At 22.9% G+C, this 14,264-nt stretch carries 10 protein-coding genes; 5 read left to right on the top strand and 5 right to left on the bottom strand.

The window, feature by feature from the left end:
* Positions 1 to 8: 8 nt before the first annotated feature.
* Positions 9 to 1,994, bottom strand: coding sequence for an MPN337 family protein (locus T383_RS0100830; protein WP_156940228.1), 1,986 nt, complete (start codon positions 1,992 to 1,994; stop codon positions 9 to 11).
* 114 nt (positions 1,995 to 2,108) lie between these two features.
* On the opposite strand from T383_RS0100830, the gene T383_RS0100825 reads away from it, so the two are divergent.
* The 5 genes from T383_RS0100825 to T383_RS0100805 are packed head-to-tail and all read left to right on the top strand — an operon-like array spanning position 2,109 to position 7,427.
* Entirely contained in the window at positions 2,109 to 3,077 is a 969-nt protein-coding gene (locus T383_RS0100825) for a glycosyltransferase family 2 protein (RefSeq protein ID WP_169735584.1), read from the top strand.
* 1 nt (position 3,078) lies between these two features.
* Positions 3,079 to 3,765 (top strand): RDD family protein, encoded by a 687-nt coding sequence (locus tag T383_RS0100820; protein ID WP_033159764.1) that lies wholly within the window; start codon positions 3,079 to 3,081, stop codon positions 3,763 to 3,765.
* A 10-nt stretch (positions 3,766 to 3,775) separates the two neighbouring features.
* Entirely contained in the window at positions 3,776 to 6,004 is a 2,229-nt protein-coding gene (locus T383_RS0100815; RefSeq protein WP_052663914.1) for an ATP-dependent helicase, read from the top strand.
* Positions 6,004 to 6,591, top strand: a complete 588-nt coding sequence (locus T383_RS0100810; RefSeq protein ID WP_033159763.1) for a 5-formyltetrahydrofolate cyclo-ligase — start codon at positions 6,004 to 6,006, stop codon at positions 6,589 to 6,591. Before T383_RS0100815 ends, T383_RS0100810 begins: the two co-directional genes overlap by 1 nt.
* Entirely contained in the window at positions 6,591 to 7,427 is an 837-nt protein-coding gene (locus tag T383_RS0100805; protein WP_033159762.1) for a TIGR00282 family metallophosphoesterase, read from the top strand. Before T383_RS0100810 ends, T383_RS0100805 begins: the two co-directional genes overlap by 1 nt.
* Here the strand turns inward: T383_RS0100805 and T383_RS0100800 are convergent.
* The 4 genes from T383_RS0100800 to tig all read right to left on the bottom strand — a co-directional run bounded on the left by T383_RS0100800 (position 7,424) and on the right by tig (position 14,264).
* Positions 7,424 to 8,380, bottom strand: coding sequence for an ABC transporter ATP-binding protein (locus T383_RS0100800; RefSeq protein WP_033159761.1), 957 nt, complete (start codon positions 8,378 to 8,380; stop codon positions 7,424 to 7,426). The genes T383_RS0100805 and T383_RS0100800 overlap by 4 nt on opposite strands.
* A 2-nt stretch (positions 8,381 to 8,382) precedes the next feature.
* Positions 8,383 to 10,227, bottom strand: coding sequence for a hypothetical protein (locus tag T383_RS0100795; protein ID WP_156940227.1), 1,845 nt, complete (start codon positions 10,225 to 10,227; stop codon positions 8,383 to 8,385).
* Between the two features lie 183 nt (positions 10,228 to 10,410).
* On the bottom strand, positions 10,411 to 12,786 hold the full coding sequence (gene lon / locus T383_RS0100790) for an endopeptidase La (protein ID WP_033159759.1): 2,376 nt from the start codon (positions 12,784 to 12,786) through the stop codon (positions 10,411 to 10,413).
* 149 nt (positions 12,787 to 12,935) lie between these two features.
* Positions 12,936 to 14,264 carry a trigger factor gene (gene tig / locus T383_RS0100785; RefSeq protein WP_033159758.1) on the bottom strand — a complete coding sequence of 443 codons (1,329 nt, stop codon included), beginning with the start codon at positions 14,262 to 14,264 and terminating at the stop codon, positions 12,936 to 12,938.

Here is a 14,264-nt window from a genome sequence, read left to right as displayed (position 1 = left end):
TATTTTTATTAACCTTTTTTTTGTTTAATATCACTTCTAATAATAACACATAAAGCCAACACACCAATTAACAAAAGAATAAAAGCAAAAAAAGAACCAATCCCTATTACTATTAGATTTAATGGATGTTTTAAACTTTCACTTGCAGCATTAGAACTAACTGTTAAAATAGAAAATGTAGTTGTAAAAAAATCCAATATACCAAATGCTGACGCAGCAATAACACCAATTGTTAAATAATTCCGCTCTTTGCTTTTGCCATAACGTTGGTCATCACGGTTAAGTTTTTTTGTAAGTAAAGTTATTGATTCAGACAAACTAATATGTTTTTCCATATTTTTTACAATTTTTTCTATTGGTAATCCATAAAAATCACCATAAGTGTCAATTTGTAAATTGTTCATTTCATAAATTCTGTTTCTTAATTTTCAAGGTTCAAAATTTTTTTCTTTATCTAATGCTTTATCAATGGTCATTAACTTTCATACTCTTGATTGAATGTATATAATGGATCATAAATATTTTTTTGATAAATCATAAAAATTAGAATATTCACTGCCAGATTTTAAATTATCATTTCAGTTGCCATCAATCAAATTAGCATTTTTCACTATTAATGAAGATAATGATGGGTTTATAAATGAAATATAGTAACAACTAGTTTCACAAATGATTTCATCTAATTTTTCAACAATAAATTCTTGAATATCATGATCATCAAAAATGATATTTTTTACAATTTTTGTAACTTCATCAATAGTAGAAAAATTAGTGTTATTAATTTCCAATCCAAATAATTGGGGGTACATTGTGAATAAGAAAAAAAGTTTTAAATCATTATTTTTTAAAAAAATATCTTTATGATTATTAAAAAAAATATTTTCAAAATTAGTTTCAATTTCATATGATGGTATTGAATGTCATAATGAATGACTTTCAAATTTAGAATAGTCTAAAATAATTTTAAAAGCTTCATCAGCAGTTTCGATTTCATCTAAATTAATTTCTGGTAAATGTGCATATTTATTTTTCGCAAAAATAATAAGGTTTATTAAATCGCGGTTAGAACTGCTATTATCTTTTAAATTAACTAAATTTTCGTAATTATTTATGGAATTTAAAACTAAACTTGGTTTTAAACTTTTCAAATAATTTTTAAATTCTTCATATATTGCTAGCATTATTATTTGAGTCACAAATATTGAATTAAACAAATCATCTGTGAATGTTTTTAAATCTACATTGCTTAGATTAATGTAACTTGAAAATTTTTTATCAATAAAACTATTTCAATGTTTTTTTAACTTTGAATTAAATGAAATTTCAGTATCTTCTTTAACAATTTTTAAATCATCAAAAAGTTGAAGAAGATTTGTAAAAGAGATTTTTTTAAATTCATTTTCTAAAAAATAACGTTGCAAATTGTTTAAAAAAATTTTTTCATACAGTTTATTTTTATTAATTCCTTCCACAGAATTTAAAGACTGGTTTACAGAAAATGCTCCTGAAACCATTTTGGTTTTTTCATCAAAACAAAAAACTATTTCAATTGATTCTGCGTACATGCTCAAATAGCTATTTGGATTTATATCAATTTTAAACATGTATTTTTTTTGAAATGATTTGTTACCTAAAATTTTTAAATCATAATTTTCATTGTCTTCAGCAACATATAAAGGATTTCCTAATTCATTTCTTGATTTAAATAAAAGAATCGGATTATTTTTATCACCAATAATTGAATTTATTTTTATTAAAATTTTATTTAATAAATTTTGAAATGTTTCAACATTATTAATGTTCTCAATATCAAAAATTTCTTTAATATCATTATTACATTTGTTTTTTCTTATATCTGAAATTAATCTCTTATAGAACAAATTATTTTTGTATTTTTTAGTAGTTACATCAAAAAATGTTTTATTAACATCACTAACATAAAAAGAATATGTATTTTTGATTTTCAATTTAGTTAAATTAAGTTTATCATTCATATTCATTTTATAACCTTAAATTTAGTAATTTAACCTTTAATATTTTACAATAAAGAAACCATCATTAGGAAATAATATAATATATGATTAATAGTGTAAAATACGGTGATAAATGTGGTTAAAATTTCAATAATCTATTATTTAAATGGAAATACCAAAAATTTAAAAAATTCTATTAATTCATTACTACAAATGAATTCAATAGAAAATGTTGAAATAATAATAATGAATGATTGTGCATCAAATGATGTTGTGGATATACTAACTTCATCGAAAATTTTATTACATAAAAATGTTAAATTTGTAACATTATCACAAAATTTAGGACATTCATATTGCTATAACTTAGGTTTAAAAATTTCTAGTTCTAATTACATTTATTTTGCTGGTCAAGAAATTAAATTTCAAAATAATTTTGTTACTGAGATTTTAAATTTAATCACCGATAATAAAGATCAAGATTTAATTGTATTTAAAAACAATTATGATAGATATTTTTCAATTTCCTCAAAAATTGATAAAGAAGAAGTGAAATTGTTTACACAATTGGATTCAGAAATTTTATGCCAAAATGATTGAAATTTAGCTAATAAAATTTTTAACAAAGAATTTTTAATTAAGAATAAAATAAAAATGACTGAATTTCATTATTATCCAGCCTTGTTTGTTCTTTCTGTATTTTCTAAATTTAAAAAAATGATATATGTACATAAATCACTTGCAAAATTATCACATACTATAAAATTAACTAACAATCTTTATGATTTCTTGTTCCAGATTCATGAATTTTATTCAATTGAAAAAAAAATAAATTTTTTGGATAAAAAAATGAAAGATGCTCTAGAATTTTGAACAACTAAAATTACATTATATGATTTTATAAATTATGTCATTAACTCTGATATGAATGATGAGGAAAAAGAACTTGCAATTTCATCTGCATACAAATTAAATTTAAAACTTTATAGTAATTTCTTTGTAAATGAATGTTTTAATTTAATAAATGAAAATAAATGAAAACATTATTTTAAATCATTTAAACCAAAATTAGCATGAATTCAAAAAGAGTTTGATACAAAATAAAATGAAAATTAGAACCAAAATAAATAATGATAAAATCTTATATTCTGTTTCTAAAATTATGATTCGATTATTAGCTAGATCATTTGACACAATTTTATTGCTAGGATTATTAATAGGAGTATATTTCATAATAACTTTAAATAAAGAATTAACATTTGGTGAATTAGTTTCAATTGAATTTTCTGTATCACTTGTAACTTTCTTTATTTACTTTATTTTAATACCTTTTTTTACCAAAGGATTTACACTTTTTAGATGAATTTTTAAAATAAAATTAATTGAATTAATAAATAGACGTAAGTACTTCTATCATTTAGTTATTCACGATTTGTTCATTTGAATTAATTACATGCTTCTTATCCTAATTTTTTCTATAATAACCGCAACATTAAATAAAAATGATCAAATAGAATTTTTTAAGTCATTATTTGTTTCAGAAAGTAATGTAAACTATGTTACTATTATTTTCAAAGTTTTATTTTCTACTTGTGGTTTAATTTCTATTGTATTTCTCGTATACAATTGTATAAATAGCGGAAAAAGATCTATTCAGGATTTAATCAGTTGAACAGTTATGATTAGTATTAAGAATCCAACACCTGAAGAACCTAATAGAAATATTGCAACATCAGAATGAAAAAAAATAACTATAAATCATTTACCTGGTAATATAAATTTTAAGAAATAATATAAATTTTATGTCCTTAGAAAAAATAAATAATTTTTTTAATAAAAATAATGATTGAAATCTTAACAAACAACAAGAAAATGTAGTTTTTGCACCAAAAAATGAAAATTCCTTAGTTATTTCTGGTGCCGGAACTGGAAAAACAAAAGTTTTAGTATATAGAATTGTTAATTTAATTAAATCCTACAATATAGATCCTAATAGAATTTTGGCAATAACATTTAGTAAAAAAGCAACAGATGAAATCAAGACAAGAATTCAAAAAGAACTAAATAGTTCTATAGAATTAAAATGAATAAATACATTTCATGCATTTTGCTTTAAAGTTTTAAAACATGAAATTCATAAATTAAATTATTCAATTAATTTTTCTATTATTGATTCAGAAGACAAAAAATCTATTTTTAACTTTATTTTTCAAGATAAAGGATTAAATAGAGAGATATTAAAATTAAATTTAGTTATTAAGTATATTGAAATATGCAAAAGCAAAAACATTGAAATAGATAATTTTTTAGATGAATATAAAATTTTTTATAAACTTAATAAATCTCAATGTGATCTTTTAAAAAATGTTTTTAAAGAATATAACCTTTATCTAAAAGAAAATAATTATTTAGATTTTGCAGATTTACTAAATTTTACATTTAAAATTTTTAAAAAATTTCCTGATATATCAGAGAAATGATCTAAAAATTTTGATTATATACTAATAGATGAATTTCAAGATACGGATGATATTCAATACTTTATAATGAAAAGCATTATAAATAGTAAAAATAATATTTTTGTTGTCGGAGATCCAGATCAATCAATATATGGCTGAAGAAATGCAAATGCCAAAAATATTGATATTTTTAAAAATGATTTTCCAAATTCATCTGTTTATTATTTAGAACAAAATTATCGATCTAGTCAACAAATTTTAAATGTAGCTAATGATATTATTAAAAATAATAAAACAAATTTATCAAAAAATAATTTATTTTCACACAAAAAAAATGGTCCTTTACCAAAATATTTTTTAGCACAAAACCAAGATTTGGAATCAACATGAATTGTAAAAAATATAAAAAAAATAATTGCAAACAATAAAGATGAAAAATATAAAAACATTGCAATTTTATATAGATCTAATTTTTTAAGTAGAAATATTGAGCATGCCTTAGTTCAAAACAATATTCCTTATTACATATATGGATCAATAAAATTTTATCAACGTAAAGAGATTAAAGATTTAATTGCTTACCTTAAGGTAATTAATAATAAAGATGAAATTTCATTAATTAGAATAATTAATATTCCATCCAGAAAAGTTACTGATAAAACTATACAAAAACTAAAAATTTACTCAGAACAACATAAAATTACAATTTATGAATCATTGAAATATGTTCATGAAATTAATATTTATAAACCTGCAATTAATCATTTACTAGAATTTTATGAATTACTAGAAAATTTACGGATTAAAAACACTAGTAAAAATTTAAAAATATCAGATTTATTAAAAGAAATTATTAAAAAAATTAATTATAAAGCTGAATTTGATGAAAAATTAGAAATTGATAGATTAAAAAATATAGATGAATTAATTAATTCTATAGAAAAATATGAGTCTGAAAATGATAATTTTAATCTTGAAAATTACTTAGAAAACATTCAATTGTTATCTAATGATAATGCCGAAAGTAAACATGATTCTGTACAATTAATGACTATTCATTCTGCTAAAGGATTAGAGTTTGATTATGTTTTTATATATGGTTTAATTGAAAATATATTTCCATCAATATTACAAAATAATCATGAAGAAATTACAAATGAAAAAATTGAAGAAGAAAGAAGAATTATGTATGTTGCTGTAACTAGAGCAAAAAAAGAATTGTTTATGACATCTTCATTGGGTATAGATTTCAACCATAACTCTAAACTACCATCTAGATTTATTAGTGAAATTAATTCTAACAATCTTGAAACTACAGGATTTACAAATTTAAAACAGATTCAAGAAAATAAAAATGATTGGTTTGATTCTAAAAAATCAATAAATTATAAAGATATGTTTTATGATAATATGCCTACATACATGTTGCATGATAAAATATTTCATTCAAAATTTGGAGAAGGCATTGTTATAAAAATAAAAAACAAAACTATTGTTGTTGCATTTGCACTACCAATTGGAGTAAAAGAAATAATGAAAAATCATACTTCAATTACAAGAAAGAGTGAATAATGTTCTTATTTGTCAGAAAATTAAAATATAACAACATAATTAGAAATAAAAAAATTAGTGAAAGAAATGAAATAAGTTTTATCGAATATAACAAGTTAAATGAATTAATATTTAATAATTTTTTTATTTTTTTATCAAAATATGATATCAAAAGTATTGCCTTTTACTTGTCTACTAAAAATGAAGTAAATACAAAAAAAATTATATCTAAACTTTTAGAAAAAAAAATTAACATCAGTTTACCTCAAGTAATAAACAATAAAGACATGATTTTTAGAAAAATAAATTCATTAAATTTTGATTATGAATACTTTAAAAATATTAAACAACCATCATCATCTAATTTATTCATTAAACCGAATGAAATTCAAATGATGGTTATTCCTTTAATTGCATATAATAAAAAAATGTTTAGATTAGGTTATGGTTCAGGTTTTTATGATAAATTTTTAAATAAAAATGATAAACAAAATAAAATCTTAAAAGTAGGATTTGCTTATAATTTTCAACAAGATGAAAATTTTCTTGTGCATAAACATGATAAAAAATTAGATTTTATTATTAATGAAAATGAGGTAATTGAATAATGAAAATATTGTTTTTAGGAGATATTTTTGGAAAACCAGGAAGGGATTCAATTAAGCAAAATTTACAAAAAATAAAAGAAAAATATGAAATTGATTTAACAATTGCTAATGCTGAAAATTGTAGTCATGGAAAAGGACTTACACTTGAACATTATTATTATTTAAAAAAAAATGGAATTGATTTTTTTACAATGGGGAATCATACATGAGCAAAACATGATATTAAAGAAGTCTTAAATAATAATGATATTGTTAGACCCATTAATTTAAATTCAAAATTTGAACATGCAAATTCGGGAGAAGGAACTAGAACAATACAAATTAAAAACAAAATTATAAGAGTAACAAATATTTTAGGAAATAGTGTAACAAACATGGATTCAATTACAACTAATTCTTTTTTAGCATTAGAAAATGTTATTAAAAATATTTCTAATCCAAATGAAATTCATATTGTTGATTTTCACGCAGAAACAACAAGTGAAAAAAATGCTTTCTGTATCTTTTTTGATGGAAAAGTTCATGCAATTTTAGGAACACATACACATATACCAACTAATGATTTAAGAATTACTCCTAAGGGTACAATTTATATTACTGATGTTGGTATGTGTGGACCTGGTTTTGGGAGTGTAATTGGAGCTAAACCAGAAAATGCAATTTCAAAATTCTTAGACACAAGTAAAAAATTTAAACTAGAAGTATCTGATTATGGTTGACAACTAAATGGAATAGTAATGGAGTTTGATGATTTAACTAATCAAGCTAAATCATGTGAACAAATTAGAAAAGTCAAAGATGATCCTAAATATTTGACATGAAAATATGAATATTAAGACTCCTTAGTATGCATAGAACCAATTTTTACATATTCATCATAAATTTCAGTTAAAGAATACCGATATTGAGCAAAGTTTATAACATCTAAATTATTATCAATTAATTCTTTTATTAATTTTGATGCAAAATTAGAATTTAAATCTTGAACTATAAATTCTTTATTCAAATTGTCCCATTCAAAATTTAAATTAAATTTTTTAAAAATTTTAATAGCTTTTTCTAAATGTTCATTTGGAATTTTAATTAAATATTTATTTGCCTTAACATAATTTTTTTGAATATCATCAATTTTTCCTGATAATACAATTTTTCCGCCATCAAGAATAGTTAAACTATCAGCATAGTTGTTTACTTCACTCAAAATATGTGTTGAAACAAAAAATGTTGCTCCATCTTTTTGTAGTTCTTTTAGCAAATCAAAAAATTCTGTTCTTGCCTTTGGGTCTAAATTTGCTGTTGGTTCATCCATAATTAGTAATTTAGGATCTATCAATAATGATTGAATTAAAATAACTTTTTTCTTTTGTCCAGAAGAAAATTTTTCAGGATTTTCATTTCTTAGTCCATTCATGTGCATTTTTATTAATAAATCATTAATTTTTTTAATTGCCTTATCTTTTGATAATCCCATAATTTTAGCTAATGATAGTAAATATTCAAAAGTTGTAAAATGTTTTGGAAATTTGGTGTATTCAGGAATGTAACCTATTTTTGATTTAGATTCTGGTTTTACATTTAAGATACCATCAATAAATATTGAGCCTTCTTTTTTTGCATAAGCTCCAATAATACATTTAATTGTTGTTGTTTTGCCTGCGCCATTGGCTCCTATAAATGCATGGAACTGTCCTGGATAAACATTGAAACTAACATTAGTAATTGCTGGTTTTTGTTTTTTTCCAAATTGCTTAGTTAAATTTTGAACAGATAAAATTGGTTTAATAAACATAATTACTTAATATCCTGATAGTAATAAATAAAACCAATGCACAAAAAAAGCGAGAATGAAATAATAATCATCAAAGTAACAATTATTGATGGATCAATAATTGGTAATGTTTCAACATTATAAGTAAAATTTAATTGTTCTGCTTGCAATACAATTAAACCCAAATTTGTTGAAAAGATTTTACTAGCAGTTTTATTTTCTAGTAAATTTAATAAATAAATACTTGAATATTGATTAATTAAAAAAGTTTGTAATGTTGCGCCAATTAATTTATTTCTTTCTATTGGTGTAGAATAACCTAATTTAAACTTTAAAGCCCTATACAAAGGTAAATTATTCATTATTAAATCTAATTGATTTCATTGTTCATCTTGGGTTAATCAAGAATTATTTATTCCTACAACCAAATCACTATTAGAAATAGAACTAATAAACTTATTAAAATTATTTAATCCATTGGTTGTATTAAATTTATCCAAACCATAAAATAAACTTATTTTTGATTGAAAAACATTTTTTGCAAATTGTTCATTATTATCAATAAAATAATTATTTTCAAAATTACTTTGAAAAATAGTCATATTATTTTGTGTTAATAAATTAGAATAAATGGAAAATATTTTACTTAAATTTTCACTAATTTCACCAGGACTATTAATTTGATTAATTGCATCAGTAATTTGATCAATTAACTGGTTTGTTTCCAAAAGATTAGTCATGCTATTATTTGAATTAACTAGTGCATCATCAATGTTTGTGTCACTAACATTATAGAGATCTGTTGTTGCATTAACTCTAGTAGATTGATTATTGATTGGATCAGAAAGATAAGTGTATGATGGTGTTGAAGAAGTAAAATTACTTATAAATGAATTATTTGTTGATGGTAATGGCATAAAAATAAATTGTGAATTCAAACTACTACTATTTAAAGCTGAATTAATATCACTTAAAGGTAAACCAAAAAGTATATGCGTATATTCATCTTTATTAATTGAATTTAAGAATCTTCATGTTGTATTAATGGGTGAAATTGAAATATTACCATTATTATAAGGTGCTAACCCTCCCAAATTATAAAGTGAACTAATCATGTTTCCAAAATTTAAATAAAATGAATTATTGTAAAAAGTTTCCTTTTCGGCTTGTTCATATTCTGACTTTATATCAACATATTTAACGCTACCAAACGAATTAGCTAATTGATAAACAATACTTTTACTATTATTTTCATTAGATAATTTTATGTTTTGTTGTAGTAAATTTATACCTTTATTTCGTAAAACTTTAGCTGGAGTATCAAAAAATAATTGTGACAAGGGTGTAAAAAAATTAAAAATAATTGCAATCAAAATAATAATCATATTTGTTGCATTCTTGCCAAATTTTAATGATATTAATATTGCTAAAGAACCAAAAAAAAGACCAATTACAAATGAACCTGTAAATAAACCACCTATTAAATCTCCAACCAATTTATGATCCATTTTTGGTATTGCAAATGTTAAAATTCCTAAAAAAATTGTTATTAATGCATAAATTAACAAAATTAACAAAAATAAACTAAATTTAACAAGTACAAAATTAACTCTACTTATTGGTTTAGAAATAATTATTAATTCAATTCCTGTATCAACACCTTCTCTGAATAAATCCAAAGCAATGCAAGAAGCAAACACAGCAACAATCGGCATTACAAATGATGCAACTTGAATCAAAGGGTTATTTCAATAATCAGCAGGAGAAGAATTTAAAATTGCTGGAATAATCAATAAAATTAGTGAAAGTATTAACATGTATGCAACAAAAAGCATTCAATTTGTAAAATTACGAATAACTATTTTCAAAAGAAAACTAAAATATGCAAAGAATACATGTAGATTTTTATATATTATTTCTTTGTTGAAAAAACTGTGAATTGACTTAAAGTCAAATTTATTAAATTTATTTTTCACTTCTAATTCACCTAAGAACACTAACAAAAGTGTTATCTTTTAAATTGTATAAATATTTTAAAAGAAAAAATAATACTATTTAAATATTCGCTTATAAACATCTTTATATTGTCTAACAAAAACAATGTTTAAATCTTTCATTATCTCTTTAGGAACTTCACTCAAATACCTTTCATCTTTTTCAGGCATAAAGATAGTACGAACACCACCACGATAAGCTGAAATAGTTTTTTCCTTAACTCCTCCAATAATTAAAACTTTGCCTCGAAGTGTTATTTCACCTGTCATTGCAATTGTTGGATCAACTTTTTTGCCAGTTAAAGCTGAAATAATTGCAGTTGTTAAAGCGATTCCGGCACTAGGACCATCTTTAGGAACTCCACCTGTAGGAACATGGATATGAATATCAATTTTTTTAAAAATTTCTGGATCAATTTTGAAATCTTTTGCATTAGATTTAACATAACCCAAAGCAACTGATGCTGACTCACGCATTGTTTCTTTTAAATTACCTGTAATTACAATATCACCTTTTCCTGATGAATATGTAACTTCAATTGGCAACAAATCACCACCTGTAGATGTATATGCCATGCCATTCACAATTCCCGGAATTGTGTCATCATCTCTTGTTGTATAATCGAAAATTTCTTTTTTTAAATAAAGTTTTACTTCTTTAACATCTATAACTTGAGAATTAATATTCTTTTTCTGACTTGCAACTAAAAATTTACGAGCAATTTCTTGAATTTTTCTTTCCAAACTACGGACACCAGCTTCTCTTGTAAAATGTTTAATTATGTATTTTAAGGCTTCATCTTTAAATGATAATTCTTTATTAGTCAAATCCATAGATTCCAAAGTTCTTGGCACTAAATAATTTTTGGCAATTGCTAATTTTTCATGTTCAGTATAAGATGTCAATTCAATGATTTCTAGACGATCATACAAAGCTTCAGGAATAGCATCAGCATAATTTGCAGTTGCAACAAACATAACCTTAGACAAATCATAATCTTCTTCAATATAATTATCATTAAACTTATTATTTAATTCTGGATCCAAAACTTCAAGTAATGCACTTGCTGGATCGCCATGCATTCTATCTACACCGGTTTTGTCAATTTCATCTAATAAGAATAAAGGATTAATAACACCAGCTTTTTTCATTCCTTTAATTATTCTTCCAGGCATTGAACCAATATAAGTTTTGCGATGACCACGAATTTCAGATTCATCATGAACACCACCTAAGGACATTTTGACAAATGTTTTATTCAATGCTTCAGCAATTGATTTGGCTAAACTAGATTTTCCAACTCCTGGAGGTCCAACTAAACACATAATAGGACCACGTATTTTTTTTGTACGTGTTTGCACAGCTAAATATTCAATAATTCTTTCTTTTACACTATGTAACCCATAATGATTTTTATCTAAAATCTTAGCAACTTTCTTAATATCTGAATTATCTTGATTTTCTTGTCATCATGGTAAATCTAACAATCATTCAACATAAGTTCTAATAATTGAATTTTCTTGAGAATTCATTGAAGATTCATAACGATTTAATTCACTAATAACTTTATCTTTAATATTCTTTGGATAAGGATTATTATTAACACGTTCACGTAATTCAGAAACATCATCTTCTTTAGATGATATATCGCCCAATTCCTCTTTAATTGCTTTTAAACGTTCCCTTAAGTAAAATTCACGTTGTTGTTTTGATAAATTTTCATTAATTTTTTTACTAATTTTTCTATCAATTTGAGTTAATTCACTATTTTTAGCATCAGAAGATTCTTTTGGTAATGTTGTAGCTTCATCATACATGTATTTAATTATCATGTCATATCTTTTAACAACATTTAATTGTTCTAATAATTGCTGCTTTCTGTAAGTACAAATTGGCAAAACATTTGAAATCAAATCAGCTAATTTATCAGCATCACCAGAAATTGAATGCAATTCATAGCCATCCTTTGTAGTAGGAATTCTTTCCTTATCAACATTTTGCATTATAGTGTCATTAAATTCATCAAAAATTTTACTAATTTTTTCTTCATTTTCTTTGCTGTTAACATTTATTGAATTTAATAATTGATACTCAACAACAACATTTTTACTCTTGCTATAATCATATTTTTCTAAAATTTTTACTCTTTGTAAACCACGTAATTCAACAATAGATGATTGCAATTCTTTATCATTATTAAAAGTATCATTTGTTTTAATAATTTCGCAAAGAGTCCCAATAGAATTAATGTCTTTTGCTGTTGGGTTATCAATGTTAATATCATTTTGTGTTACCACAATAATTTGTTTGACTTTACTTTTTTTAGCCAATGTTATAGCTTGTAAAGATTTTTCACGACCAACATCAATGGTTTTTTTCGTGTGAGGAAAAATAACAATTCCTCGAGATATTAGAATAGGTGCTTTTTTCATTGTATATTTCTCCTTTTAAATTAAAACATTTATTGGCAAATTAAATAGATTAAGAACAAACAAAACTTTTATCATGTTTTTAAATAAGCAATGTTTTTTGCATTATGCATATTTTACCACAAGTAGCACTTTAAACATAAAAGTGCCAATTATTTTTTATTTATATCTATTAAAAAATTAACAATTTTATCACTAATTACCATTGTTTCAATTAAATCTCTTTGACTATTTAAATTACTCATTATTAAATCTTTTTGTTTTTCCTTATCATTTGAATTAAATTCTAAAAATATTTCATTAATTCTATTATCTATATCCTCATTAGTGCATTCAATGTTATTTTCATCTGAAATTTTTTCTAAAACTAATGAATACTTAACATTTGCTTCAGCCTCTTTAGTAATTTCTTCTTTAAATTTTTCCTCAGTAATATTTTGCATTGCTAAAGCATCTTTTAGTTCTAAGTTGTATTTTTTAATTTGACTTAAATATGTATTCATAATCTTTTGATATTGATCTTTAACCAATTTTTCAGGAATGTAATCAAGAATTGAATTATCAATTAAAAACTTTTTAATTGTTGCAGTATTTGAATTTTTTAAATTAATTTTTGCATTTTTAATTAAATCTTCTTTTATTTTTGATTTAAACTCATCAATACTTTTGGAATCTGCATAATTACCATTTTTTAGTGTTTTAATATAATCAATGTTTAAATCTGGATATTTGATAACTTTAACTGATTTAATTGTAACTTCAAAAGTAACAGGTTTTCCCTTTAATTCATAAACATGGTAGTCATCAGGAAATTTTAAATTAATTACTTTAGTTTCATTTTTCTTCATTCCTACTAAAGAAGACTCGAAACCATTAATAAATGAATTTGAACCAATTTCTAACTCATAATCATTTGCAGTTGCTGAATCTAATTGTTTTCCATCAACTATTCCCTTGAAATCAATAATTGCAAGGTCAAACATTTCAATAACTTGGTCTTCTTTATCAACTATTTCAGCATCATTTTTCATTATTAATTTAATTTGATGTTCAATATCATTATCTAAAATATCATCAATTGTTTTAATATTTTCTATTTTTTTATAATCTGGTAACTTAATTGGAGGAATTAAATCAAATTTAAAGATAAATTCAAAAGCATTATCATCAATTTTTTTAACATCAACATCTGGATTTAATTCAATTACATCATTATCATTTTTAACAATTGCTTCATTTAAAATTTCTTTAAAAACTTTATCTAAAATTTTATTAGCAGCTTTTTCATAAACTAATCCATAGTTTACAAATTCTTTAGCTTTCTTTTCTGGAATTTTGCCTTTTCTAAAACCAGGTATAGAAAGATTTTTTACACTATTTTTAAATGCTTTATCAACTTCAGATATCCATGGTTCACCATCTACTTTGATTTCAACGTTAAGTATTTTATCTAACTTATTAGAATTTACTATTTTATACAT

The sequence above is a fragment of the Mycoplasmoides alvi ATCC 29626 genome (assembly GCF_000701785.1).
Taxonomy (GTDB): domain Bacteria; phylum Bacillota_I; class Bacilli_A; order Mycoplasmatales; family Mycoplasmoidaceae; genus Mycoplasmoides; species Mycoplasmoides alvi.
The sequence above is the reverse complement of the archived record's forward strand: the minus strand, read 5'-3'. Positions and strand labels throughout refer to the sequence as shown.